General features: G+C 66.1%; 23 protein-coding genes and 3 tRNA genes. 13 read left to right on the top strand and 13 right to left on the bottom strand.

Annotation, left to right across the window (positions count from 1 at the left end; genetic code table 11):
* Positions 1 to 173 precede the first annotated feature (173 nt).
* Positions 174 to 596: a VOC family protein gene (locus A37E_RS0121875; protein ID WP_024278979.1), complete on the bottom strand. Its 423-nt coding sequence runs from the start codon at positions 594 to 596 to the stop codon at positions 174 to 176.
* A 65-nt stretch (positions 597 to 661) separates the two neighbouring features.
* Here A37E_RS0121875 and A37E_RS0121870 point away from each other — a divergent pair, with 65 nt between their 5' ends.
* The 3 genes from A37E_RS0121870 to A37E_RS0121860 all read left to right on the top strand — a co-directional run bounded on the left by A37E_RS0121870 (position 662) and on the right by A37E_RS0121860 (position 2,628).
* Positions 662 to 1,432, top strand: a complete 771-nt coding sequence (locus A37E_RS0121870; protein WP_029558569.1) for a Sir2 family NAD-dependent protein deacetylase — start codon at positions 662 to 664, stop codon at positions 1,430 to 1,432.
* A 99-nt stretch (positions 1,433 to 1,531) separates the two neighbouring features.
* Positions 1,532 to 2,107 (top strand): cold-shock protein, encoded by a 576-nt coding sequence (locus A37E_RS0121865; protein WP_024278981.1) that lies wholly within the window; start codon positions 1,532 to 1,534, stop codon positions 2,105 to 2,107.
* The gene (locus A37E_RS0121860) at positions 2,107 to 2,628 is read left to right on the top strand and encodes a DUF192 domain-containing protein (RefSeq protein ID WP_029558568.1); all 522 of its coding nucleotides are present in this window, start codon (positions 2,107 to 2,109) and stop codon (positions 2,626 to 2,628) included. The genes A37E_RS0121865 and A37E_RS0121860 overlap by 1 nt, the downstream gene beginning before the upstream one ends.
* 42 nt (positions 2,629 to 2,670) lie before the next feature.
* On the opposite strand, the gene A37E_RS0121855 is transcribed toward A37E_RS0121860, so the two are convergent.
* Genes A37E_RS0121855 through A37E_RS0121845 form a run of 3 tightly spaced genes read right to left on the bottom strand, consistent with a single transcriptional unit; the run spans position 2,671 to position 4,724 of the window.
* A complete protein-coding gene (locus tag A37E_RS0121855; protein WP_029558567.1) occupies positions 2,671 to 3,219 on the bottom strand; it encodes a chromate transporter in 549 nt (182 codons plus the stop codon).
* Positions 3,216 to 3,833, bottom strand: coding sequence for a chromate transporter (locus tag A37E_RS0121850; RefSeq protein WP_029558566.1), 618 nt, complete (start codon positions 3,831 to 3,833; stop codon positions 3,216 to 3,218). Before A37E_RS0121850 ends, A37E_RS0121855 begins: the two co-directional genes overlap by 4 nt.
* 54 nt (positions 3,834 to 3,887) lie before the next feature.
* The gene (locus A37E_RS0121845) at positions 3,888 to 4,724 is read right to left on the bottom strand and encodes a hypothetical protein (protein WP_029558565.1); all 837 of its coding nucleotides are present in this window, start codon (positions 4,722 to 4,724) and stop codon (positions 3,888 to 3,890) included.
* A gap of 557 nt (positions 4,725 to 5,281) precedes the next feature.
* Between A37E_RS0121845 and A37E_RS0121840 the strand changes: the two genes are divergently transcribed.
* Positions 5,282 to 6,136, top strand: a complete 855-nt coding sequence (locus A37E_RS0121840; RefSeq protein ID WP_024278986.1) for a transporter — start codon at positions 5,282 to 5,284, stop codon at positions 6,134 to 6,136.
* Positions 6,137 to 6,327: 191 nt separating this feature from the next.
* Here A37E_RS0121840 and A37E_RS0121835 read toward each other — a convergent pair whose 3' ends face one another.
* The gene (locus tag A37E_RS0121835) at positions 6,328 to 6,612 is read right to left on the bottom strand and encodes a hypothetical protein (protein ID WP_024278987.1); all 285 of its coding nucleotides are present in this window, start codon (positions 6,610 to 6,612) and stop codon (positions 6,328 to 6,330) included.
* A 211-nt stretch (positions 6,613 to 6,823) separates the two neighbouring features.
* On the opposite strand from A37E_RS0121835, the gene A37E_RS27260 reads away from it, so the two are divergent.
* Positions 6,824 to 6,970, top strand: coding sequence for a hypothetical protein (locus A37E_RS27260; RefSeq protein ID WP_197023028.1), 147 nt, complete (start codon positions 6,824 to 6,826; stop codon positions 6,968 to 6,970).
* 28 nt (positions 6,971 to 6,998) lie between these two features.
* Here the strand turns inward: A37E_RS27260 and A37E_RS0121825 are convergent.
* The 5 genes from A37E_RS0121825 to A37E_RS0121805 form a co-directional block, all read right to left on the bottom strand.
* A tRNA-Pro gene (locus A37E_RS0121825) sits at positions 6,999 to 7,075 on the bottom strand.
* A gap of 242 nt (positions 7,076 to 7,317) precedes the next feature.
* Positions 7,318 to 7,393, bottom strand: a tRNA-Asn gene (locus A37E_RS0121820).
* 123 nt (positions 7,394 to 7,516) lie between these two features.
* On the bottom strand, positions 7,517 to 9,367 hold the full coding sequence (locus tag A37E_RS0121815; protein WP_051679479.1) for an ABC transporter ATP-binding protein: 1,851 nt from the start codon (positions 9,365 to 9,367) through the stop codon (positions 7,517 to 7,519).
* A 169-nt stretch (positions 9,368 to 9,536) separates the two neighbouring features.
* Positions 9,537 to 9,610, bottom strand: a tRNA-Cys gene (locus A37E_RS0121810).
* 83 nt (positions 9,611 to 9,693) lie between these two features.
* Positions 9,694 to 10,674, bottom strand: a complete 981-nt coding sequence (locus A37E_RS0121805) for a glycosyltransferase family A protein (protein ID WP_081837723.1) — start codon at positions 10,672 to 10,674, stop codon at positions 9,694 to 9,696.
* 418 nt (positions 10,675 to 11,092) lie between these two features.
* Between A37E_RS0121805 and A37E_RS0121800 the strand changes: the two genes are divergently transcribed.
* The gene (locus A37E_RS0121800) at positions 11,093 to 12,778 is read left to right on the top strand and encodes a fibronectin type III domain-containing protein (protein ID WP_081837722.1); all 1,686 of its coding nucleotides are present in this window, start codon (positions 11,093 to 11,095) and stop codon (positions 12,776 to 12,778) included.
* Between the two features lie 51 nt (positions 12,779 to 12,829).
* Here A37E_RS0121800 and A37E_RS0121795 read toward each other — a convergent pair whose 3' ends face one another.
* A complete protein-coding gene (locus A37E_RS0121795) occupies positions 12,830 to 13,285 on the bottom strand; it encodes a group III truncated hemoglobin (protein WP_029558561.1) in 456 nt (151 codons plus the stop codon).
* Positions 13,286 to 13,528: 243 nt separating this feature from the next.
* Between A37E_RS0121795 and A37E_RS0121790 the strand changes: the two genes are divergently transcribed.
* From A37E_RS0121790 to A37E_RS0121770, 5 genes are all read left to right on the top strand, one after another.
* Positions 13,529 to 14,191, top strand: a complete 663-nt coding sequence (locus A37E_RS0121790) for a protein-L-isoaspartate O-methyltransferase (RefSeq protein WP_029558560.1) — start codon at positions 13,529 to 13,531, stop codon at positions 14,189 to 14,191.
* A gap of 157 nt (positions 14,192 to 14,348) precedes the next feature.
* Positions 14,349 to 15,737 (top strand): TolC family outer membrane protein, encoded by a 1,389-nt coding sequence (locus tag A37E_RS0121785; RefSeq protein ID WP_029558559.1) that lies wholly within the window; start codon positions 14,349 to 14,351, stop codon positions 15,735 to 15,737.
* A 149-nt stretch (positions 15,738 to 15,886) separates the two neighbouring features.
* Positions 15,887 to 16,741: a DUF2497 domain-containing protein gene (locus tag A37E_RS27660; protein ID WP_081837721.1), complete on the top strand. Its 855-nt coding sequence runs from the start codon at positions 15,887 to 15,889 to the stop codon at positions 16,739 to 16,741.
* A gap of 172 nt (positions 16,742 to 16,913) precedes the next feature.
* Positions 16,914 to 19,703 (top strand): valine--tRNA ligase, encoded by a 2,790-nt coding sequence (locus A37E_RS0121775; protein WP_029558557.1) that lies wholly within the window; start codon positions 16,914 to 16,916, stop codon positions 19,701 to 19,703.
* A gap of 491 nt (positions 19,704 to 20,194) precedes the next feature.
* The gene (locus tag A37E_RS0121770) at positions 20,195 to 21,100 is read left to right on the top strand and encodes a tetratricopeptide repeat protein (protein WP_051679249.1); all 906 of its coding nucleotides are present in this window, start codon (positions 20,195 to 20,197) and stop codon (positions 21,098 to 21,100) included.
* A gap of 3 nt (positions 21,101 to 21,103) precedes the next feature.
* On the opposite strand, the gene A37E_RS26650 is transcribed toward A37E_RS0121770, so the two are convergent.
* Both A37E_RS26650 and xth read right to left on the bottom strand, forming a co-directional pair.
* Entirely contained in the window at positions 21,104 to 21,520 is a 417-nt protein-coding gene (locus A37E_RS26650) for a GFA family protein (protein ID WP_029558555.1), read from the bottom strand.
* 7 nt (positions 21,521 to 21,527) lie between these two features.
* Positions 21,528 to 22,316, bottom strand: coding sequence for an exodeoxyribonuclease III (gene xth, locus A37E_RS0121760; RefSeq protein ID WP_029558554.1), 789 nt, complete (start codon positions 22,314 to 22,316; stop codon positions 21,528 to 21,530).
* A 122-nt stretch (positions 22,317 to 22,438) separates the two neighbouring features.
* Between xth and A37E_RS0121755 the strand changes: the two genes are divergently transcribed.
* Both A37E_RS0121755 and A37E_RS0121750 read left to right on the top strand, forming a co-directional pair.
* The gene (locus A37E_RS0121755; protein ID WP_245279402.1) at positions 22,439 to 23,887 is read left to right on the top strand and encodes an MBOAT family O-acyltransferase; all 1,449 of its coding nucleotides are present in this window, start codon (positions 22,439 to 22,441) and stop codon (positions 23,885 to 23,887) included.
* Positions 23,888 to 23,897: 10 nt separating this feature from the next.
* A complete protein-coding gene (locus A37E_RS0121750) occupies positions 23,898 to 25,064 on the top strand; it encodes a hypothetical protein (protein ID WP_029558552.1) in 1,167 nt (388 codons plus the stop codon).
* Positions 25,065 to 25,102 lie beyond the last annotated feature (38 nt).

The raw sequence follows: 25,102 nt of genomic DNA, 5'->3' as shown, positions 1-25,102 counted from the left end.
GGGTTTTGGCCACCGGAGAGGGCGTCCTTATAGGGGGCGGGCGGCTTGGCTGCAAGCCTGTGGGGAAATTATCCAAAGCCGCGCGCTCCTGCCCTGTGGGCAGAGGGCGCGGCCCGGGATCAGGTGGCCGCCGGCGGGAGGTTGCGGCGGCTCAAAAGCGGCGTGTCAGGCGCTCACCATTTGCCGGTGTTGGGCATGGAGGCCCACGGCTCGGCCGGGGGCTTGGGGCCGCCCTTCTGCAGCAGCTCGACGGAGACGTTGTCCGGGGAGCGCACGAAAGCCATGTAGCCGTCGCGGGGCGGGCGATTGATGGTGACGCCGGAGGCCATCAGGCGCTCGCACAGGCCGTAGATGTCCTCGACCTCGAAAGCGAGGTGGCCGAAATTGCGGCCCTCGCCATAGGGCTCCTTGTCCCAATTGTAGGTCAGCTCGATCTCGGCCACGTTCTCCTGGCCGGGAGGGGCGAGGAAGACGAGCGTGTAGCGGCCCTGCGGCACCTCCTTGCGGCGCACCTCCTTGAGCCCCAGCTTGTTGCAGTAGAAGTCCAGCGACTGGTCGATGTCGGTCACGCGGACCATGGTGTGCAGGAAGCGCATCGGGGGTCTCGTCCGTATGAGGGCGCAAGCCGGCGGGCCGGCCGGAGTGAAGTAGCAGGTGACGTATGATCTATGAAGGCGATCTCAAGGGGGCGCAGCAGCGCCTCCGCGAACTTCTGGACGGGTCGGCGCGCGCGGTCGCCTTTACCGGAGCGGGCATCTCCACCGAATGCGGCATTCCGGATTTTCGATCCCCCGGCGGATTGTGGACGCAGAACAAGCCCATCCCCTTCGACGTGTTCGTCGCCCACAAGGCCGCGCGCAACGAGGCGTGGCGGCGCAAGTTCGCCATGGAGGAGGCCTTCGCCGGGGCGCGGCCCGGCCGGGGCCACAGGGCGCTCGCCCGGCTGCTGGGGCGCGGAAGGATCGCCGGCGTCATCACCCAGAACATCGACGGCCTGCACCAGGCCTCCGGCGTACCGGATGACGCGCTGGTGGAACTGCACGGCAACGGCACCTATGCCACCTGCCTTGATTGCGGCGCGCGCTACGAGCTCGCCTGGGTGAAGGCGCGGTTCGATGCTGCCGGGGGCATCGCCCCCGATTGCCCGGAATGCGGCGGGCCGGTGAAGGCGGCCACCATCTCCTTCGGCCAGGCCATGCCCGAGCGCGAGATGGCGCGGGCGGATGCGCTGGCCAGGGTGAGCGACCTGTTCATCGTGATCGGCTCATCGCTGGTGGTGTTTCCGGCGGCGGGTTTCCCGCTCAAGGCGCGGCAGAAGGGGGCCCGGTTGATCATCCTCAACCGGGAGCCCACGGAATTCGACGACATGGCCGAACTGGTGGTCCGCGACGAGATCGGCGACGTGCTCGCGCCCTTTGCCGGTGACGGGTGACAATGGCGCGCGAAGAGGGTGGGCGTTGCGCCATTCAGTTGCTATCCTACCTTCTCCGCGGCAACGGGTGCGCCGCCGCGCGTTAGTTTCGGGGTGGTCATGGGGTCTGACGCACTGGGGCTGGGGCCACGGACCGCCGGCTCGGAGGAGGGGACCGAGGAGCCTGCCGGGCTCGTCGAAGTCACCGGCTCCATCAAATGGTTCGACGCGTCGAAAGGCTACGGATTCATCGTGCCGGACGACGGAGGTCCCGACGTCCTCGTTCATGTGACATGCCTGCGCCGCGACGGCTTCCAGACCGCCATGGAAGGCGCCCGCGTGGTATGCGAGGCCATCGAGCGCACCAAGGGGCGGCAGGCCTTCCGCGTGCTCTCCCTCGACCTGTCGACCGCGGTCCACACCGCGCCGGCCTTGCCCCGGACCCGCGCCGTGGTGGAGCCCACCAGCGGCTTCGAGCGGGCCACGGTGAAGTGGTTCAACCGGCTGCGCGGCTTCGGCTTCCTCACCCAGGGCGACGGCACGCCCGACATCTTCGTCCATATGGAAACCCTGCGCCGTCACGGCCTCACCGAGCTGCGCCCCGGCCAGAGCGTGCTGGTGCGCTACGGCGACGGGTCCAAGGGCCTGATGGCCGCGGAAGTGAAGGCCGACGGCGGCCCCAGCGGGAACAATTGATGAGCTACATTCCGTCGCGGGCTGCCCTGGCGGCCAAATTCGCGCTTGCGTTCACCCTCGCGCTTCCGCTCGCAGGGCTGCCGAGCCTCGCCCGCGCGGCCGAGGCCGAGTGCGCCCAGATCAAGATCGATCCCAACCCGGTGCTGGACCCGCTGGAGATCGTCACCGCCAAGGGCGTGCTGGCCTTCCAGGTGGAGGTCGCGCGCACCAACGAGCAGCGCACCCAGGGCCTCATGTGCCGCAAGACGCTGCCCGAGCGGGGCGGCATGCTGTTCGACTTCAAGGTGGACCAGCCGGTCTACATGTGGATGAAGAACACCCTCATCCCGCTGGACATGGTGTTCATCCGTGCCGACGGCTCCATCGCCCGGATCGCCGCCATGACCACCCCGCTCTCCACCGAGACCATCTCCTCCGGAGAGCCGGTGCGGGCGGTGCTGGAGATCGGCGGGGGCGAGGCGCGCAGGCAGGGCTTGAAGGCCGGCGACAAGATTGCCCACCCCATGTTCCCTGCCAAATAGATTTCCGGCCAAACAGGTTCACGGCGAAATAGGGGGGCGCCCCTAGTTCAGCGTCAGATAGCCCAGCAGCCCTCCGGCGAAGATGTAGAGGGCCGGGTTGACCTTTTTCCCGATCATCTTCGGCCCGAAATAGACGAGGACGAACACCGCCACGGCGATCAGCGTCGTCTCGGTGCCCGTGATGGCGGTGCGCGCCACCGCCACCGTGCCGGCAGCCATCAGCCCGACGACGATGGGCGCCAGCGCCATCTGCAAAGCGAGCCGCCAGGGCGAGCCGTCGAAATGATTCCACAGGCGGGAGGAGCCGAGCGCCAGAACGGACGCCGGCAGGAAGAAGCCGGTGAAGGCGAGGAACGCCCCCAGCGTGCCGGCGACGTGATAGCCGATGACGATCACCATCAGCATGTTCGGCCCCGGCGCCACCTGCCCGAGGCTGTAGATGTCGCGGAACTGGCTGTCGGTCAGCCAGTGGTGGGCATCGATGGTCAGCGCCTTCATCTCCGGCAGCACCGCCGTGCCGCCGCCGATGGCGAGAAGCGACAGGAGCGAGAAGACGCCGAGGACGCTGAGGTCGGTGTGCGGATTGTTCATGGCTCGTCGACCTCTCCGCGGCCGGGACGGTAGATGAAGAGGGCCAGGGGCAGCACGGTGAGCAGCACCAGCACCAGCGAGACGTGGAGGAAGCTCACCATCACCACGGTGATGAGGATGAGCAGGATCTCCCGCAGGTGCTCCAGCTGCTTGTGCCCGATCTGCACCGTCACCGCCGCGAGCAGCCCCACGGCGGCGGCACCGATGCCGGCGAGGATGGCGTGCATGGCCGGATTGCCGTGGTTCGACACGTAGAAGATGCCGAGCGCGAACACGAGCAGGCCGCCCGGCAGCGTCATGCCGAGGAAGCCGGCGATCGCGCCCACCGGACCACGCAGCCGGTCACCGACGATGACACTCATGTTGGTCGCGTTGAGGCCGGGAAGGGCCTGGGAGATCTCCAGCGCCGTGAGGAACTCCTCCTCGTCCAGCCAGCCCTTTTCCACCACCAGCGCGTTGCGCAGATAGGCGACCACGCCGCCGCCAAAGCTGATGCCGCCGATGATGAGGAACGTGATGAAGATTTCCAGGATGGAAACCTGCGTTGCGGCCGCGCCTTGCGGGGCGCCGGGCTCGGGAGGTGGTGCTGGGATCGGCGGATCTTTGACGCTCATGGATTTTCGCCGGAAGGGTGAAGGTGAGCGGGCCGGTTCGGCCCGCCATGATCCCTATTCGGAGTGCGCGACTTCCTTGGCACCGATGCCATAGACCATGGCGGTCTTGGTGGTGCCGAGCTGCACCCATTCGGGCGCCATGTTCTGAACGTCGCGGAAGAAGTCCTCGGAGAGGCGCTTCGCCTTGTCGTTGACCTCGCTGTAGTGATCGAACTTCGCTTGGAAGGCGAATTCCCCCACCAGCGACTGCTCGGACGCGCGATTGCGCCAGATGGCGATAGTCGCCTTCGCCTCGTAGCCGTGGCCGAAATCGAAGTGGCCGGGGTCCACCTGGATTTCCTCCACAGCCATGCTGTTCACGAGGTCGATCTGGGAATCCCCGTCCGCATCCACCGCCGACATGGAGGGGAATATGGACATGATGTTCTTCAATGCCGGGCTCAGCACGGCACCGAGCGACGTAATGATGCAATTGTGCGAATAGAGCGAGCGGATGCCGCCCAACTCTTCCTTCAGGGGAAGAATTTCTTCCTTGAACTTCACCTGGACCGCGCCGGTGATGCGAGGAGCCATCTCCACGGCCGTGGCCTTGTCGCGATCCGGGCTGCGGTACTTCAGGGCAAGTTCATGCTCCGGGCGCGGCCAGCCGTCGTCGTAGAAGGTGCGCTTCCGCAGGATGAAGGAGTTGCGGTAGAGGTCGAAGTCCGGGGTATCATAGAACAGCACTTCGCGGACCTGCCGGTGAAAGGCGTCCTTGTTGGTGACCACGCCCACCCCGTGCTTCTTGGCGACCGCCTTCACTTCATTCCAGTAATCCTCGAAACGCTTGGGCGAGTAGAATTGCTGCGGCCGGAGCAGAATCTTGTATTCACGATAGTGGATGTCGAGCATGGCGTCGTGCTCACTTTGCGTAACGTCGGATTCGTTGGGACCCCAGAATCCGATAAGGCGCACACCTTCCGTCGCCTGCGACCGGATGTCTACTGCCTCGCCATGTCCTGCCCGCAACCGGGCACCGGCGACGTTCCGAAACTGTTGCGCGAACGTCACATTGCACGCGTTTGCGTCCGATTTGGGCGGATGGATCGCTCGAATAGTATTGCGTGCCCTTAAATTGGGCTAACGTTGACGCCGCTTCGGCTTCAAGGACCCGGACAAGGGATACCGGTCATCCTCGAAGGTCCCGAGCGGCGCCTGGGATTGATCCCCGCACCGCTAAGGTCGTGACACGCTGCCGTTAGCATTCCCCAGTTGATGCCTCTGCACTCCGGGCCGTTGTCCGAAGTGTCCACGATGCACGCGCCCGTTCGCGGGCCGTGCAGTGATCTCGTCCAGGGCCTCGACGCCTTGGGCCGAAAAGAGAGCGGCGCATTAGCGCCTGAGGAAGCGCCAGCGATGAGCCCCGCCGTTGGGACGGCGGTCGTGGGCTCCGCCTTTCGGAGGAAAAAATGACGACATTCGCAAGAATGGCGGCCGTAGCCGCTTTGTCTGCGGCAGCCTTGCTGCCCGAATCCCTGCCCGCACACGCCGGCTCCGTGACCCAGCCAGGTGAAACGGTTGGTCTGGCTGCCGGCGCGCCGCTGCCGGAAGGCGTATATGCCGTGAATACGGCTGACTATGGCTGCCGCAATACATCCCCCGACAGCACCTGCGTCGGCGTGGATATTCCCGTGCTGGCCTGGGCTACTCCGGTATTCCTGTTCGGCGGGCGGCTACAGCTTCTGACTGCCGTGCCGGTTGTCGGCGTCGGCGTGCAGAACGGAGACTATACTTCCGGTTTTTATAATCCGTTCTTCGCCGCTCAGGTCGCCTGGGATCTGGGGAACGGCTTCGGCTTCAGCTACATGGCCGGGTTCTATCTCGGCGTGAATACGGGGGTGGCCTTCGATTCAACCTCGTTCAACCAGCGTTTTGCCCTCAGCTACACGGCGGATGGCTGGAATCTGACGGCGAACGCCATCTGGGGCATCCAGGCGAACGGCGTGAGCAATACGATCAACCCGAACTTCCTGAACGTCGATCTGACCGCCACCAAGAAATTCGGCAAGTTCGAGATCGGCCCGGTGGCCTATTACTCCACCGACCTGAACAATCCCATCCCATTTTACCAGAAACAGAGCCAGTTCGCGATCGGTGGCCTTGTCGGCTACGATTTTGGTCCTGTGATCCTACAAGCTTATCTCACCACCGACGTCTATGAACAGAACTACGGTGGCAACGATACACGCCTGTGGGGCCGCATCATCGTTCCGCTCTGGAACCCGCCTGCGTCGACCCAGCAGACCGCGCTGCTGCACAAATAGAGCTCGTGAAGCGGCCAGGCCTCCTCACGAGGGAGGTCTGGCCATCAGCGAGGCCGGGCCTCCCATCCAAGGTCGGCGCGGCCGATCCGCCTCCGTGACCCGAGACGCCGACCCCCTTCGTCGCAGAACGGTCGGCGAGCCCTTGCGCGCGGAGGCGGGGTCGTGCCTGTGCCCCACCTGGTCCCGGCGACCTATTTGGGCTCCAGCGTCTTGCCGATGGAGGTGAAGAACGTCTCCGCGTACCAGCGCATCTCGGCTTCGATGTCCGGCTTGCCCGCAAGCTCGCACTGATCGACGAGCCCGCTCACGCGCTCGAACATGTCGGCGATGAAGCCATCCGGGCGGTCCTGCTGCCCGGCGAGCTGGGTGACGATATCGCGCAGGATGTAATGCTGCACCATGGTGTGGGCCTGCGTGGTGCCCACCGCCTTGAGCATCGAGCCGAGCCACTCGGCAAGCTCCGTATCCGAAGCCATTGCAATCGTCCTTTCCCAAAATCCCGCCCGGCGGCGCAATCCTGCCGCCTGAGCCTGATGCCGCGAGACCATCCCGGAGCCGGGTGAGTCGCATCCACCCGGTGCCGTCACACCGCCCGGGAAGATTAGTCTTCACCCGGCTTTAGCGGAACAATCGGGAAAGCGGTGGCGTTGCAGCTCCAGTCAGCGAAGCAGCGACAGGAGCACACAGATGCCGCGCAATGTCCTCTACGGCGTGATCGCGATTCTCGTCGTGGTTGGTGGGGTGTTCGCCTATCAGGCCTATGAGCGCGACCGGAACACCATGCAGATCGAGATCGGCCCCAACGGGGTGAAGGTCGATCCGCCCGGCCGCTGAGCCTGCGGCGGGGAAGGGCGGCGGAGGGTGGTCGGAGCAGCAGGATTTGAACCTGCGACCCTCTGCTCCCAAAGCAGATGCGCTACCAGGCTGCGCTATGCTCCGACATTCCGCCGAACGGCTTCGTTGCTACATTTTCAGGACGGGGGGCGCAAGGGGCGGGGGACACGTTACGAGAACACATGGTGGACGAACGGGGAGGTTCGTGACGCAAAGTCCCGAAGAAGTCCCGGAGGTCATTCCGGCCCGGATCCAGCAGCGCCACGGAGCGTCCGAAGATCACGCTCCGCGTGCAATCGCCTGTTGAGGCCTCGCGGGCGATGGGTTTTCCGAGGTGGAGGTAGAAGTGGCTCCCTGAGCAGGACTCGAACCTGCGACCATTCGATTAACAGTCGAACGCTCTACCAACTGAGCTATCAGGGACCGTGGGTCTCGCGACCGAGGCCGGCGATATAGCAACCACATCGCCGCTTGTGAAGCCGTAACACGCGCTTTTCCGGGGGAAGTTGCCGCACCGGCGCGCAAAGTGGCGCCGGTGCTGGATTTTCAAGCGCGCAGCAAATCGCCTTCCGGACCGGACTCTGCCGTGCCGCTCACGCTGGAGCCGGCATTTTCGCTCTCGTGGGCGAACTGGGCGAAATAGAATCCGTAGTAGCGACCGCGACGGGCGATCAGGTCGTCGTGGGTGCCGCTCTCCACCACGCGGCCGCCCTCGATCACGCAGATGCGGTCGGCACGCACCACGGTTTGAAGACGGTGGGCGATGACGATGGTGGTGCGCTCGTGAGCGAGTTCCGCCAGCGCCTTCTGCACCTCGGCCTCCGATTCGGAATCGAGGGCCGCGGTGGCCTCGTCGAGGAGCAGGATGGGCGCGTTCTTCAGGAAGGCGCGGGCGATGGCGATGCGCTGGCGCTGCCCGCCGGAGAGCTGCGCCCCGTGCTCGCCCACGAACGTGTCGTAGCCGTGCTCGAAGCCCATGATGAAGGGATGGGCATGGGCCGCCTTGGCCGCCGCGACGATCTCCTCCTCCGATGCGCCCGGTCGGCCGAAGCCGATGTTCTCCCGGACGGTGCCCGAGAACAGGTAGACGTCCTGGCTCACCAGGGCCACCGAGGCCCGCACGGAGGTGCGGGAGACGGTGCGGGTGTCCACGCCGTCGATCAGCACGGCGCCGGACTGGGGGTCGTAGAAGCGCTCGATCAGATTGATGATGGTGGTCTTGCCGCCGCCGGACTGGCCGACCAGCGCCGTCGTCCGGCCGGGCTCCGCCACCAGATCGAGGCTGCGCAGCACGTTCTCGCCGGGGCGATAGGCGAACACCACGTCCTTGAACTCCACCCGGCCGCGAGGGCGGGGCAGGGCGCCGACACCGGGGGAGTCGGCGTCGGGGGCGGGCGCGTCCAGCAGATCGAACAGCATGCGCGCGCCCATCACGTGGCTGACCAGCTCCACATGCAGGCGCGACAGCCGCTTGGCGGGCTCATAGGCCAGCAGCAGGGCGGTGAGCACCGAGAAGAACTGGCCCGGCGAACGGCCGAGCTCGATCACATTGTATCCCGCGTAGAGAATCACGCCGCCGATGGCGAGGCCGCCCAGCGTCTCCATCAGGGGGCTGGACTTGGCCTGGGTGCGCACGAGGCGGTTGGCGTTGATCTCCACGTCGTCGATGAACTTGTGGGTGCGCTCCCGCATCACCGGCTCAAGCGTATAGGCCTTCACCGTCCGGATGCCCTGGAACACCTCCATGACGATGGAGGACAGCTTCACGCCCGAGGTGAAGCCGGTGGTGAAGATGGTCTTGGCCTTCTTGATGAGCTTGCGCGTGCCCAGCACCGCCGCCGGCATCACCACGAGGGCGATGATGGCCAGGAAGGGATCCTGCACGAAGGCGACGCCGGCCAGCATCACCAGCGAGAGGAAGTCGCGGCCGATGCTGGTGACGATCAGGTCCAGCGCGCCGCGCGCGCCCGCGGCGCCGGCGGTGAAGCGGGTGGTGATTTCCGCCGTGTGGCGATGGCCGAAATAGGCGGCGTCCTGAAGCATCAGCCGGTCGAAGGCGCGCTTCTGGTTGTCCGCCACCACCCGGTTGCCGATGCGGGCCATGGTGATGCTCTGCCCGTAGGCCGAGGCGCCCTTGATGATGGAAAGCACCATCACGATACCGGACACTGCCCACACCGCCGCAGGGGTGGGATGCACGAAGATGGCGTTGACGGCATCGTTCATCAGATAGGCGAGGCCGGCCGTGCAGGCGGCCATGGTGCCCATGAAGACGAAGGCCAGCACATAGCCCTTCCAGTGCTTGCGGCCATCGGACAGGAGGAGGCGCCGCAGGACGGCATTGGTCTCGTCCGAAGAGGGCGGAGGCCCGTGGCGCTGGGCGGCTTTCGCGTTCATGTACATCTCCGGCGGCGTCCGGATGCGGGACCGCTTCGGTGTCCCCATGAACTGCCAGCAAGAGGCTAAGTCAACTTTCCGGCCCGAGAGCATGCTGCAGCGCAGCGCCGCATATGGGGCAGAAGCTCGGTCATTCCAGGAGCTTCCATTCCGGGAGCTTCGCGGGAACTGGAGGCCACGGAGGGAATCGAACCCCCGTACACGGATTTGCAGTCCGCTGCGTAACCACTCCGCCACGTGGCCTCACGAGCGCGTGTTCTTAAGGCGTTCGCCCAGACCGCGCAAGCACCGGTTCGGATTGTCCCCGTCTTCGCAAACGTGGTGGGTCAGCGCAGGGCGTGCCGCAGGAGCCGGCGGGCGACACTGGTCAACGGCCCGGCGAGCGTCGCCTCGATCAGCGGTCCCACAAGCCTGATCCGCATCTGCACACTTTTCTTCATGTGGGGCGCTACCGTTTTCAGGTCGTCCCAGGCGCGCAGGGCGCGGGCGAAGTCGGCGGCCTTCGAGGCCTGCAGAAACTCGCTGCGCAGGATGCTGGTGAAGCGGGGAGCAATCACATCCCGGCCCCAGAAGAGCCCGAGGCGGGGTTCGTCCGGATGAGCCTCAATGAGCTTGTGGAAATAGATCATCCGCGAGCGCCCCATGCGGGCGCTGAAGGACGTCGATTCCGGATAGATGCGCCACATGGTGACGGACTTGTCGAGATAGCAGCTCTTCACGCCCATGGAGTACAGGCGGACGAACAGGTCGTCGTCCTCGTAGCCGGACAGGCGCTCGTCGAACAGGCCGGCGTCAAGCATGGCCTGCCGGTCCACCAGCGAAGCGCCCGGCAGGATGAACATGTCGTGTTGCAGGCACTGCATCAGGGACCGCTTGGGATGCGGCGTGGGGACCTGATCCAGGCAATGCTCTGTAATGAGACGGCCGTTCCGGTCGATCTGGTCGAGGTTGCCGTAAACCAGACCGAGTCGACGAATCTCGGCGTCGGCGAACGGCTGGTGAAGCGCCGCCAGATGATCCTCGTACCAGATGTCGTCCTGATCCAGCAGCGCGATGTGGGAACACGTGGTCGAGCGAATGGCCAGATTGCGCGCGGACGACTGCCCGCCATTCGGCTTGTGCAGCAGGCGCACGGGATGATGACGCGCGATCTCCTCGACGATGGCGGGGCCCTCGTCGGTGGAGCCGTCGTTGACGACGATCACTTCATCAGCCGGTCGGGTCTGGCCCAGTACGCTGTGGAGCGCCGCTTCAATGAACGGCGCGCCATTATAGAGTGGAATGACCGCAGCAATCCTAATCGACAATCGGCGGCTTCCTCGTCAGCGCTCGCATCGGCGAACCATTGGCCCACCGCCCCTTTTACCCAAGGGAAGAATGTGCGTCGAGGGGGGCAGGTGGTTCCGAGTACCGCATCGGCCGGTTTCGTCGGGTTCAAAGTGCTTTCCAGCACGTCCCGGAAAAGGGGCGCGCCGTCACAAAATGGAATCACCACCGCTGCGGTTGCGGCGAGGCTCCGCACATGACGCAACTTCCAATTGAGCATATAGATCGCAGCGTCCGAAGGTATCGAAAGTGGTAAATGGCGGCCAAAGCACATAAATCTGAGGCGAAATCTCTCCAGCGCGCCGGGCGTTACTAAGTCGCAACATTTTCAGCTATCGACACAAGCGTGGAGTGCCCTATACCGGTACCGCCCAAAGGGCTGTCAAATCGGGGGCTGCCATGAGGATTCTTCACGCCACGTCCATCGCACTGGTGTCCGCCTTCACCCCATGGCTAGCAGGATCGGCATGGGCCCAGTCCTGCCCCGCAGCCTGGAACTCGTCATCGGTCTACACGGCGGGCGCGCAGGCCAGCGAAAACGGCATCATCTACCGCGCCAATTGGTGGACCCAGAATCAGGACCCCGCCACCAACAATGGGGGATCAGGCACCGGGCAGCCGTGGACCCAGTCCGGATCGTGCTCCAGTTGCACCGCTGTGCCGCCGGTCCCCAAGGGCCTTGCCGCGTCCGGCACCACCGGCAACGCGACGACGCTGACATGGACCCCGGTGACGGTCGCGAACTGCACCATATCGGGGTACCAGATCTATATGAATGGCACCCTGACGACGACCTCGTCCGGCGCCAGCGTGACGGTGTCGGGCCTGACGCCGCTCACCTCCTACAGCTTTGCCATTGCAGCGGTGGATTCGGTCGGTGCGTCGGCCAAATCGGCGCCGGTCACCGTCACCACCCTCAGCGGCCCGCCGCCCAGCACGGCCAGCACAGGGACGATCAATTTCCATCTGCTGCTGGGTGTCGGGACCGCCCAGGACTCGCTCACCCTCACGGGTGGGAATTACGACGACCTGATCATGTCGAATATCGTCGCCGGCGTGCTGCTGGGCCACCTCATCGATGAAGGCTTTCCCGGCATCCAGTACAACAAGGATTATCTCTACGGATCGATCTTCGCCCAGCTGCTTCAGGAAAATATCGCGACCCAATACTATAAGTCGAGCAGCGACCTCATTGATCCGAATGCAAACCAGCAGGCGGTCATGGGCGTCGGCCAGGGCGGCCCGTACCAGATCAACAACTATGCCGCCGACATGGTCTCCGGCAGCTATCAGCCCAAGGGCCATTCGCTCATAAATTATGTGGCGATCCAGAAGAACATCGGCTTCACCATGGCCAATGCGGCCACACAATACACCAAGGCGACGCCGGCCTCCTTCAACAACAAATACTATGGCCCGGCCCTGGTGGCGTACTTCCACTACAACGACCTGGTTGCCCTGAACGTCACCGGAAAGGGCGCGGGAGGGTGGACCACCCCGTGGGAGCCGGCCTTCGATACGGCGCTGAAGAACTTCACGACGCTGCCGAACAGCTTCCTCGATGTGATCCTGAACGTCGCCTACAATCAGGGCTTCTACGGACCGCTCGTGTCCCGCTACAGCAATCTCGGCGCCACGGCGACGGCCGCGACCGTGACATCGGTGAACAGCTATAGTTCGGCCTGGGGAAGCTCGGATACCTACGTTCAGTATCCGTATCAGGTTCATTATTACCTGGACCAGCTCTACAACAACCCGGTCCCGACCACGAGTCCGACCCTGAAGACAACGCCCACCAACAGCGTCGTCTTCAACATCAGCGCGCTGGCCAACGTTTTCTCGAGGGTTGCCCAGACCCTGTCCTATTCCAACGGCACCAACCCCGCGCAGTTCTACACCGCAGCGCAGGCGAACGCGGCGTTCTCGTCGGCACTGACCAAGCTCAAGGTCGCAAGCTCGGCCAAGCTTGACCTGAGCAAGGCAACCGCCCGGGCGACCATCTTCTCGGTCATCGACGCGGCGCTTGCCAACCTCGAAGCCGCGAGCGGCATGAAGTTCATCAGCACCACTGACAAGCAACTCTGATGCACGCCGGGAAGGCGGGGGGCGGGTTCTCCCGCAGGCTCCGCCTTCCGCTCAGCTGTTGCCGTAGGGGATGATGCGCGTGGTGTCCTCGCCCTTGTGGAAGGCGATGGCGAGGCGGAAGCTGTGCGCCATCCGCTCGGCATGGGCGATGGCCTGCTGGGCCGCATCGGGTGGCAGCACCTCAAGGGCGGTCGGGCGGAACAGGGCGAGCCAGCGCGCGAATTGCGGTTCGCCCGCATCGCTGCCGAGCGCCAGGTGCGGCGGCAGGGGGCGGCCTTCGTAGCGGCCGGACTTCAGCAGCACCGAGGACCAGAAGTCGCACATCTTGGCGAGATGGACCGGCCAGGCCTCGTCGGCGATGCGACCGCCGAAGATCGGGCCGAGCAGGGCGTCCTTTTGCACGCGCGCATAGAAGGTATGGACCAGACGACGGACCGCTGCTTCGTCGAGCCCCTCGGGCTGCGGTTCCTGCGATGCAGGCGGGGAGGGGGTGTTGGTTGCCGTCATGCGTCGCGCCTCCTCGGCTGCGGCCGGTGCGCGGGTCGATCCGCGCGTTCGTCAGGGTTGAGGACACTCCCGCCGCTGCCGGCCGGGAACCATGCGACTTGCGGCCACATGAGCCCGTCCGCGCAGCCGCCGTTCCCGAGGGGCGCCTTGCAAAAGGGGCGGCAATATGGCTCTTGAGCCCGACGGCACGGGACACGCCTCCGCTGAGCGCCCCGGGCCAAGGGGATGGCCGGAGACGGGAAAATGATCGATTACGTCGAGCTGCGCCGCGGCATGGTGGATAGCCAGGTGCGCACCAACAACGTCACCGACCCGGGCATCGTCGGTGCGATGCTGGAAATCCCCCGCGAGCTTTTCGTTCCGGCTCAGCTCAAGTCGCTCGCTTATATCGACGACGACCTCGCTCTGACCTCCGGCAGCCCGACCCGCTACCTCGTCGAGCCCATGATCCTCGCGCGCCTCATCCAGGAGGCGGACGTGCAGGAGCATGACCATGTGCTCGATATCGGCGGCGGCACCGGCTATTCGGCCGCCGTTCTCTCCCGGCTCGCCCAGCAGGTGGTGGCCGTGGAAGAAGATGCCGGCCTCGCGGCCACAGCCACAGCCACGCTCGCCGAGATCGGCGTCGCCAACGTCGCGGTGATGCAGGGCCCGCTGAACGCGGGATGGAAGGCGGAAGCCCCCTACGACCTCATCCTCCTCAACGGCTCGGTGGACGAGGTGCCGGTCGCCCTGTTCGATCAGGTCAAGGAAGGCGGACGCCTTGTCGCCGTCGTTGGTCACGGCGGGGCGGGCAAGGCCTGCGTGTTTACCAAGGTGGCGGGTTCCGTGAGCGAGCGGGTCGCCTTCAACGCCGCCGTTCCCGCGCTTCCCGGCTTCAAGGCCGCGCCCCGCTTCACTTTCTGACCACTGTGGCGCGTTTGCCGCGGTAGGCCGAAAACGCCGCTTCCATCGAACCGATCGGTTTCGGATCGGGAGCGGGACCGATATCTTACCGAAAAGTTACCGCGCGGCAGAGTCGGTGCGGCGAGTCTGCATGGCCGTGTCGGATCGGGAGATTGGGATGTCGGTTGCAAAGCGCATTCGCCGAAGCGGTGTTGCATGTTTGGCGGGCGTCAGTGTCTTTGCTTTGGCTATGGGTGTCGCGTCTGCCCAGTCGCTGGATCAGGCGCTGGCCATGGCCTACACAAACAACCCCACGCTGAACGCCCAGCGCGCAGGAACCCGCGCCACGGACGAAACCGTGCCGCAGGCTCTGTCCGGCTATCGCCCGACCCTGAACGCCACTGCGCAGGCCGGGCCGGAATTTGCCAAGCAGCAGGCTTCCGGCGTCAAGACGAGCGGGTGGCTCTGGCCGCGCGCGTTCGCGCTCAATGCGGCCTACACGCTGTTCAACGGCTTCGTCACCGCCAACCAGACCCGCAACGCCGAGTCGCAGGTGCGCGGATCGCGCGAGACGCTGCGCAACACCGAGCAGACGGTGATGCTGAATGGCGTCACGGCCTACATGAACGTCATTCAGGCCATCGCCCTTCTGGAACTGCAAAAGCAGAGTCTGGCCGCGTTCCAGCAGGAATTGCGCGCGACGCGCGACCGCTTCAACGTCGGCGAGGTGACCCGTACCGACGTGGCCCAGGCCGAAGCCCGGGTGGCGGATGCGCAGTATCAGGTGAGCCAGGCGGTCGCGAACCTTTCCACAGCCCGCGCGAACTATCGGCAGGTGATCGGCGTCGAGCCGGGCAAGCTCACCACGCCGCGCTCGATTGAGGCCACGCTGCCGGGATCCGTGGACAAGGTGATCTCCACCGGACTCAGCAACCACCCGGCCGTCAAGGCGTCCGAATTCGCCGTGGACGCGGCGATGTTCCAGGTGAAAGTCGCGGAGGGCGGCTTGGCGCCGAACCTTTCGCTTCAGGGCCAGCTCTCCCAGTCCTACGACCAGAACTTCTCGGTCGACTCCCAGTCCGGCGCTGCGGTGACGCTCAATCTCTCGGTGCCGATCTACCAGGGCGGCGTCGAGTACGCGAACATCCGTCAGGCCAAGGAATTGCTGACGCAGGCGCGCATCGAGGTGGACGTGAACCGCGACACCATCCGCGCCCAGGCCGTGCAGTACTGGGGTGCGCTTGAGGCCGCGAAGGCACAGATCCAGGCGGCTCAGGCGTCGGTCGCCGCCAACACGCTCGCCCTTGAGGGCGTCCGTGAGGAATGGCGGGTCGGCCAGCGCACCACCACCGACGTGTTGAACGCCCAGCGCGACCTCACCAACTCGCAGTCGTCCCTGGTCGTCGCCCAGCGCGACCGGGTGGTGGCCGCTTATGCGCTGATCTCCACCATCGGCCGGCTGGATGCCCTGTCGCTGGGTCTGAAGGTGAATTATTACGACCCTCGCGTGCATTACAATCAGGTGCGCGACAGCTGGGCCGGTGTTCGCACGCCTGACGGCAAATAATCCCCAAGACGCCCCTGCAACAGTTGTTGCTGCCAACTGAGGCGGTGCCATACTCCCTCTACAACTGGCGATTCTCTCCGTCGGCTTCCGGGTGCGGATAGTTTCCGCATCCGGAAGTCCGCCGGTTCGTCTTCGGCCGAGGTCGGGACATGGCTGCGAGCCCCAAGGTGCAGGAACCGTCGATGGAAGAAATCCTGGCCTCCATTCGCCGCATCATGGCGGATGACGAGCAGCCGGCGGCGCACGCCGAGGCTGCTCCCCGCCGCGGCGAAAATCCGCCGTCCGGTGATGGGCGCCCCCGTCGTCCGCCGGAGCCCCGCGTGGTGGCGCAGCGGCAGGCGCCGCCCGAGCCGCCGCCCATTCCCCGCCGTCCCGCTCCGCGTGATGCAACGCCGGTTGCCGGTGCCTATGCGGCGGCGCCGCGCCCCGCGTCACGTCCGGCAGCGCCTGTGCGTCCCGCCGGCGAGCGTCCTGCCGCAGATGCGCCCGCAAGGCAGCAACGTCCGTGGCTGGATGAACAGGATGAAGCGGTCTTCGCCGAGGCCGCCGCTGCCCTGCGTCAAGCCCGCCACGAGCCTCCTCCCGCGTCACAGCGCGCAGAACCGCGCCCGGTGCAGCAGCCGACCTATCCCGACCGTCCGGTGGAGGAAATGGAAGATCGCCACGAGCCTGCCGCGGCCCAGCCCCAGCCGCGGCCCCTGCGCCCGCAGCCGGCGTCTTCCGCTTTCGAGGACCATCGTCCGGCGCAGCCTGCCGGCGATGGCCACCCCGCGGAGAGCGTGCACCGTCGCGACCTGCTCTCTGCCAATGCGGATGCTGCGGTGATGGCCGCCTTCCGCAATCTCGGCGACGTTCTGCTGCCGCAGAAGGAGCGCACGGTGGAAGATCTCGTGAAAGAGATTCTGCGCCCCATGCTCAAGGACTGGCTGGACGCCAACCTGCCGACCATCGTCGAGGATCTGGTGCGGGCCGAGATCGAGCGCGTCGCCCGCCGCCAGCGTTAGGCCCGCGGGCCTCGCCACACACCTCTCTTTCCATTCCCGAGCGGCCGGCGTGTTGACGCCGGACCGCGCGTCCGGCTTAAACGCCGGCTGACCCGTTCCGACCACAGCGGACGCGGAGCCGGCCCGGCGCGCTGCGTCGGCGACGGCCGAGCGGCTCCGCGGAGTCCCGTTCATGCTGGAAAAAGTCTTCGATCCCGCCGCCGTTGAAGATCGCATCGCCGATCGCTGGGAAAATGCCGGCGCGTTCCGCTGCGGCCGTCCCGAGCGCAAGGACGCGGAAGGCTTCTCCATCGTCATCCCGCCGCCGAACGTCACCGGCTCCCTGCACATGGGCCACGCGCTCAACAACACGTTGCAGGACGTGCTGGCGCGGTTCGAGCGCATGCGTGGCAAGGACGTGCTCTGGCAACCCGGTACAGACCATGCCGGCATCGCCACCCAGATGGTGGTGGAACGCCAGCTTGCCGCCCAGAAGCTGCCCGGCCGCCGCGACCTCGGCCGTGAGGCCTTCATCGAGAAGGTGTGGGCGTGGAAGGCCGAATCGGGCGGCACCATCGTTAACCAGCTGAAGAAGCTCGGCGCCTCCTGCGACTGGTCGCGCGAGCGCTTCACCATGGACGAGGGGCTGTCCCGCGCCGTCCTCAAGGTGTTCGTGCAGCTCTATCGCGAAGGGCTGATCTACAAGGACAAGCGCCTCGTCAACTGGGACCCCAAGCTCATCACCGCCATCTCGGACCTCGAGGTGCTGCAGGTGGAGGTGAAGGGCAATCTCTGGCACCTGCGCTATCCCATCGAGGGCGAGAAGGACCGCTTCATCGTCGTCGCCACCACGCGTCCCGAGACCATGCTCGGCGACACGGCAGTGGCGGTGCACCCGGATGACGAGCGCTATCGCGACCTCATCGGCAAGCATGTCATCCTGCCACTGATGGGTCGGCGCATCCCGATCGTGGCGGATGAGTATTCCGATCCCGAGAAGGGCTCCGGCGCGGTGAAGATCACCCCGGCGCACGATTTCAACGATTTCGACGTGGGTCGGCGGCACGACCTGCCGATGATCAACGTGCTCGATGCCGAGGCGCGGATCGACCCGCAGGGCATCCAGGACGATTACGCTGAGCGGCCCGAGGCTTATGTGGACCTGCCGGACGCGGCCGGCGTGCTCACCCATCTGGCGGGCATGGACCGCTTCGCCGCGCGCAAGCACATCGTTGAGCTGCTCACCTCGCTGGAGCTGCTGGAGACCATCGAGCCGCACACCCACATGGTGCCCCACGGTGACCGCTCCAACGTGGTCATCGAGCCGTGGCTGACCGACCAGTGGTACGTGGACGCCAAGACCCTCGCCCAGCCGGCGCTGGCGGCGGTGCGGGAGGGGCGCACCACCTTCGTGCCGAAGAACTGGGAAAAGACCTATTTCGAGTGGCTGGAGAACATCCAGCCGTGGTGCATCTCGCGCCAGCTCTGGTGGGGCCACCAAATTCCGGCCTGGTACGACCCGTTCGGCAACGTCTTCGTCGCCGAGGACGAGGATCAGGCTTTCGAGGAGGCGCTGGCCCACAATGTCGGCAACGAGAGCCTTTCGCCCGAGGAGGCGCAGGCGCTGATCGACGACGCGGACAAGCGGGCAGGGTTCCTCACCCGCGACGAGGACGTGCTGGACACGTGGTTCTCGTCCGCCCTGTGGCCCTTCTCCACCATGGGCTGGCCGGACGAGACGGCTGAGCTGAAGAAGTTCTATCCCACCAGCGTGCTGGTGACGGGCTTTGACATCATCTTCTTCTGGGTCGCCCGGATGATGATGATGGGCCTGCACTTCATGGACGGCGAAGTGCCGTTCAAGGACGTCTACATCCACGCCCTCGTCCGCGACGAGAAGGGGGCGAAGATGTCGAAGTCCAAGGGCAACGTCATCGACCCGCTCGACCTCGTGGAGAAATACGGCGCGGACGCCCTGCGCTTCACGCTTGCCGCCATGGCGGCGCAGGGGCGCGACATCAAGCTCGCCACCTCCCGCGTCGAGGGCTATCGCAACTTCGCGACCAAGCTCTGGAATGCGGTGCGGTTCGCCCAGATGAACGGCTGCGTGCGCGCGGACGGGTTCGATCCGGCGAAGGTGGAGGGCACCCTCAACCGCTGGATCATCGGCGAGGCCGCGCGTGCGTCGTCAGAGGTGAGCGAGGCGATCCTCGCCTATCGCTTCAACGAGGCGGCCGGCGCGGTCTACCGCTTCATCTGGAATGTCGTGTGCGACTGGCACCTGGAACTGGCGAAGCCCGTGCTCTCCGGCCCCGATGGCGCGGCCAAGGACGAGACCCGCGCCGCCACCGCCTATGTGCTCGACGTGGCCATGGGCCTGCTGCACCCGTTCATGCCCTTCCTCACCGAGGAATTGTGGTCGGAGACCGGCAAGGAGGGGCCGGCGCGCACCAGCCTGCTCGCGCTGGCGCCGTGGCCGGACCTGACGGGCCTCGAGGCGCCCGACGCCGAGGCCGAGGTGGGCTGGGTGGTGGACCTCATCACCGAGATCCGCTCCGTGCGGGCGGAGATGAACGTGCCGGCCGGCGCCCAGGTGCCCCTCGTGCTGGTTCAGCCCGGCGCGGAGACGACCGCGCGTGTGGCCGCCTGGGACGACGCCATCCGCCGCCTCGCCCGCCTGTCCGACGTTTCGGTGTCCGATCAGGTGCCCGCCAGCTCGGTGCAGATGGTGGTCCGGGGCGAAGTGGTGGCCCTGCCGCTCGCCGGCGTGGTCGACCTCGGCGCGGAGCTCGCCCGCCTGCGCAAGGAAGAGGGCAAGCTCGACCAGGAGGTCGCCCGCATCGACGCCAAGCTCGGCAACGAGAGCTTCGTCGCCCGCGCGCCGGAAGAGGTGGTGGAAGCCGAGCGCGAGAAGCGCGAGGAATACGTCCTGCGCAAGGAGAAGGTCCGGGCTGCCATCAGCCAGCTCTCCGCTGGTGCGTGAGGGCGCGGCTTTCCGACGCGTCAATGGCGAGTGGCCGAGGCGCGGGGGCAAGTGTTGCCGCCGCGCCTCAGTTTTTGCCGACCGTCTTGATCATGGTTAAGACTTGAACTTTCCGGCCGCCTTCTTGCAGGGTCTTGGCGCCTGTTATTGTGACAGAGAAGACACACTCCCGATCCTTTGAACGTGCTGGGTTCCCGTAGGGGCCTTACGCCGCGAACTCGCCACAAAACGACATGAAATCGAACCTCAACGCGCTGCGGTGAGCGTAACCCGGAATGTGTTTCCGGCCGCCGCGCCTGAGGTGGGTCCTGATGGACGGTCGTTGCACATGGCGAGAGGATGCCCCGGCGGGCGGCGCCGGGCTTCGCCCGAAAGGTCGCCTCAGAGGTGCCGCTGCTCGGCCTTTCCTCGGCCCCGATATTGCCGCCGCGTCAGTTCACCTTCCGTCCATCATGAATTCGGTTGCGACACACGGGACATTTCGGGGCGCGATGAACGGGACGGCGAGCGCGTCGCGCCGCCGCCCGCGCCGGGTGCGCGTGCCCGCCGCGATTACCGGCGTGCTCTTCCTCGCCGTGGCCGGTCTTGCGGCCGGACGCGCCCATGCCTTCGACGGCACCGCGCAGACCCTCCAGCCTTACGAGATGCAGCCGCTGACGCCGCCGGCCAACGTGCCGCTGGCGCCGCAGGTTCGCCCCGTGGACGAAGCCTTCCGCACCGGGGCGCAGGCACTCCGCGCCGGCCAGACCGCCAAGGGCATCGACGCTCTCGGCTATGCGGCCGCGCAGGGCCACGCCATGGCCCAGTGGAAGCTCGGCCGCATCTATATGGACGGCGACGGCGTCAAGCGCGACGACGCCAAGGCGTTCGAATATTTCCAGAAGATCGCCAGCAGCCACGCCGAGGACTATCCCGGCACCGCTCAGTCGCGCTTCGTCGCCAATGCCTTCGTGGCGCTGGGCTCCTATTATCTCGTGGGCATCCCCTCTGCCGGGGTGAAGCGCGATCCCTCCCGGGCGCGGGACATGTTCTCCTATGCCGCCTCCTACTTCGGCGACGCGGACGGGCAGTACCAGCTCGGCAAGCTCTATCTTGAAGGCGTCGGCGGCCCCCGCGACGCGCGCAACGCCGGCCGCTGGCTGACGCTCGCTTCTCAGAAGGGCCAGTACGAGGCCCAGGCGACTCTCGGCGTGCTGCTCTTCCGCGGTGACGAGGGCGTGCCCCGCCAGCGGGCCCGTGGCCTGATGTGGCTGACGTTGGCCCGCGATTCCGCCGTTCGTCCTGAGGACAAGTGGGTGGTGAACGCCCACGAGCAGGCTTTCGCCGAGGCGACGCCGGACGAGCGCGAGAAGGCGCTCGGCTATCTGGAAGTGTGGCTGAAGACGGCGAAGCGCTGAGGTCTACGGATCGGAGGGGCGTTCGCCGTCGTAGCGCGGCAATCCTTCTCCGAGATCACGCGCCATGTGCAGCGCCGAGCTGACCCAGATGTGATGGGTCGGCGATACGCGGTCGGGATCGTCCAGCGTACCGATGGTCACGTCCACATCAGCTTCCCGCGCCATGTCGAACACGATGGGGCTGCCGCAATGGCCGCAGAAGCGCCGGGTGACGCCGGGGCTTGATTCGAAGATGGCAGGCTCACCCGAGATGAAGGCGACATCCTCCCGCGCCACGGAAACCCACGGCAGGGCCGCGGAGCCGGAGGCGCGGCGGCACATGGTGCAGTGGCACCAATAGGCGCTTTTCACCCGCTCAAGCCGGTAGCGCAGGCGGCCACACAGGCAGCCACCTTCTAAGCTCGTCGTGTCCCCCGCCATTTTGTCCTCACGCCGCGATGGAGAAGTCGGCCCACACCGGCACATGGTCGGACGGCTTCTCCCAGGCGCGCACATGCTTGTCGACGCCGGTGGCAATCAGCCGGTCGGCCGCCTGCGGCGACAGCAGAAGGTGGTCGATGCGGATGCCGTTGTCCCGCTGCCAGGCGCCGGCCTGGTAATCCCAGAAGGTGAACAGCCGGCCGGCATCGGACGTGGCGCGCAGGGCATCCGTGAAGCCGAGATTGAGCAGGGAGCGGAACGCCTGCCGGGTGCGCGGCAGGAACAGGGCGTCGCCCGTCCAGGCCGCGGGGTCGGCGGCGTCGCGCGGCTCGGGAATCACATTGAAGTCGCCGGCGAGCACCAGCGGCTCCTCCAGCTTCAGCCGGTCGGCGGCGAAGGCGGACAGGCGCTCCATGAAGCCGAGCTTGTAGGGGTATTTCTCGGTCTCCGGCGGGTTGCCGTTGGGCAGATAGATGCAGGCCACCCGCACCACGCCGCCCTTCACCGACACCACCGCCTCGATGAAGCGGGCCTGCTCGTCGCCATCATCGCCGGCGAGGCCGTGGGTCACGTCCTCCAGCGGCAGGCGGGAGAGGAGGGCGACGCCATTGAACCCCTTCTGCCCATGCACGCTCACATTATAGCCCAGCGCCTCGAACGCCTCCTTCGGGAAGGCCTCGGTCTGGCACTTGATCTCCTGGATGCAGACCACGTCCGGCCGGGTCTCGCCCAGCCAGCGGACCGCGTGGTCGAGACGCTGGCGGATGGAATTCACGTTCCAGGTGGCGATGCGCATGGGATGGCGGCTCCTTCGCGGCGGAGGATACGCCGGCCCGGCGGGGAGGCAATGGGGCGGAGCGCCTTACCTATCGCCACACCTCTCACGACCCGCCAAAGGGTTGCGGCAGGGAGCAAAGAGTGGCAGGAACGCCGGATGACAATCTCTGGCGGCCCGGCGGCATGACCTTCGCGTCCATCGAATTCCTGTTCTATTTTTTCCCGCTCTTTCTGGTCGCCTATTTCTCCGCGAAGACCATTACCACGCGGAACTACATCTTTCTGGCCTTCTCGCTCGTCTTCTATTCGGCGGGCTATACGCCGCACATCCTGATCCTTCTCGCTTCCGTCGCGGCCAACTTCTTCCTCGCCAAGGCCATCGAGGTGCGCGAAGGCGCGGCGCGCAAGCGCGTGCTGGCGCTGGGCGTGACGCTGAACCTCCTCCTGCTCGGGGTATTCAAATACACCGGCTTCCTGGCGGAGAACCTCAACGCCCTCATCGAGCCAGCCGGACTGTTGCTGCCGGTGCCGCAGATCTCGCTGCCGCTGGGCATCTCCTTCTATTCGTTCCACGCGATTTCCTACCTCGCGGACATCTACAAGAAGAAGGTCCACGCCAACCGCGATCCGGCGCAGTTCGCTCTCTACATGTGCATGTTCCCGCAGCTGGTCGCCGGCCCGATCGTGCGCTACGCCACCGTGGCGCGGCAGCTCTCGCAGCGGCGGGTCACGCTCGGGCGGTTCTCGGCGGGCGCGCGGCTGTTCGTGATCGGTCTCGCCTGGAAGGTGCTGATCGCCGACGAGGTGGCGCGGCTGGTAGACGGGGTGTTCGACACCACCACCCACCCGACCTTCGTGGAGGCCTGGCTCGGCCTCTATTCCTATACGGTGCAGATCTATTTCGACTTCGCCGGCTATTCCACCATGGCGGTGGGCCTCGGCATTATGGTGGGCTTCGTGCTGCCGCGGAACTTCCGCCTGCCCTACACCGCCCATTCGATCACCGATTTCTGGCGGCGCTGGCATATGAGCCTGTCGGCCTTCCTGCGCGATTACCTCTACATCCCGCTGGGCGGAAACCGGCGCGGAGAGATGCGCACCTACATCAATCTCTCCGTGGTCTTCCTGCTGTGCGGCCTGTGGCACGGGGCAAGCTGGACCTTCGTGATCTGGGGTGCGCACCACGGCGCCTTCCTCATCATCGAGCGCGCCTTCCTCGGTCGCTGGCTGAAGCGGATGCCCGGCGTCGTCAGCCACCTCTACACGGTGCTGGTGGTGATGATCGGCTGGGTCTGGTTCCGCGCCGACAGCCTGCCGGGCGCCATCGACATGTTCCACGGCCTCGCGGGGCTCAACGGCTTCAGCCGTGCCTCCATGGCGCTGGGCTTCGGCCTGACGCCGCTCGCCATCATGGCCCTCGTCGTGGGCGGGCTGATCGGCTTCTTCCGCTGGCCGCGCTGGAAAATCCTGTCGGGGGAGGGGGCCATGGCGCGGGTGGCGGATTTCGCGCTGATCGCGGTGCTGATGCTGGCGAGCGTCGCCTGGGTGGGCGGCACCAACGGCACGCCCTTCCTCTATTACCGGTTCTGAGGAGCGCCCGATGACCCTGCTCTCCCGGCATCGCCGCTATCTGGGCGTCCTCGTCGCCGGCCTGTTCGGCTTCCTGCTGCTGTCGAACCTCATTCCCGACCCGCTCGCGAGCATGCAGTGGCGGGTGAAGGTGGCGCCCGAATGGGAGTTCAGCCGCAAACTGGACCTGTGGTTCCGCAACATCGGCATCTTCATCCAGGACAATTTCGGCTTCCGCGCCACCCTGCCGGTTCTGCGCCGGGAGCTTCGGGCGGAGCTGGACTCCCCCGACAGCAAGCCCTTCTACGCCGGCCGCGACGGCCAGCTGTTCTGGGGCCGGGAGCAGACCCCCGCGCAATCCGCCGGTGCGCTGGTGCGGACGGCCAACGTGGAGCGCTTCGTCGACATGCTCGGCGAGATGCAGCGCATCCTTGCACCCCTCGGCACAAAGATCGTCGTCGCCCTCCCGCCCAACGCCCAGTCGGTGGAAACTGAGGCGCTGCCGCTGTGGAACGATGCGCTCACTTACCCCACGACGGAATACGACCTCGCGCTGGCGGGGCTGAAGGCCCGGGGCGTCACCACCGTGGACCTGCGCCCGGTGCTGAAGGCAAGCCCGGCGCCGCGCTATCTCCTCACCGACACCCATTGGAATGCCCGCTCGAGCATTCTCGCCTTCAATGCGGTGATGGTCGCCGCCGGTCATCCCGACTGGCAGGTGGACCTGGCGCAGGTGGTGGGCCAGCTGGAGCCGGCCGCGCGGGGCGACCTGCTGCGCGCCATGCGCATGCCGCCGGAGGTGAAGGAGGAGGATTTTCGCCTCAACCTGCCGGCCAAGGCGTCAAAGCCGCGCTTCGACCCCGTGCTGCGCAGCCTCAACGAGCACATCGCCTTCAAGTCGGTGGTGCGGGACTATGCGCCGGAGGGGCTCAAGGTCCTGATCATGGGCGATTCCTTCACCGCCCTGGCGTGGCCGCGCCTGTTCGCCAATGCACCGGTGAAGGAGGTGGCCTGGATGCACGCCTCCGCCCGGGTGACGGGCAATTGCGACTTCAGCTTCGACGACGTGAAGCGCTACGCGCCGGACCTCATCATCTATGCCCGCACGGAGCGCTTCTTCCCCTGCTACGGCGACGACTGGCCAAAGGGCTTGCCGCGCCTGTGGCGCAGCGCCGTGCCGCGCAACGTGGCGCCTTAGCGGACCTGCGGCGTTCCAGCCGCGAAGCTGGAACGAGA

Origin of the sequence: Xanthobacter sp. 91, assembly GCF_000702385.1 — a bacterium.
GTDB lineage: Bacteria > Pseudomonadota > Alphaproteobacteria > Rhizobiales > Xanthobacteraceae > Xanthobacter > Xanthobacter aminoxidans.
Note: the sequence above shows the minus strand (reverse complement) of the source record. Positions and strands in the feature narration are given on the sequence as shown.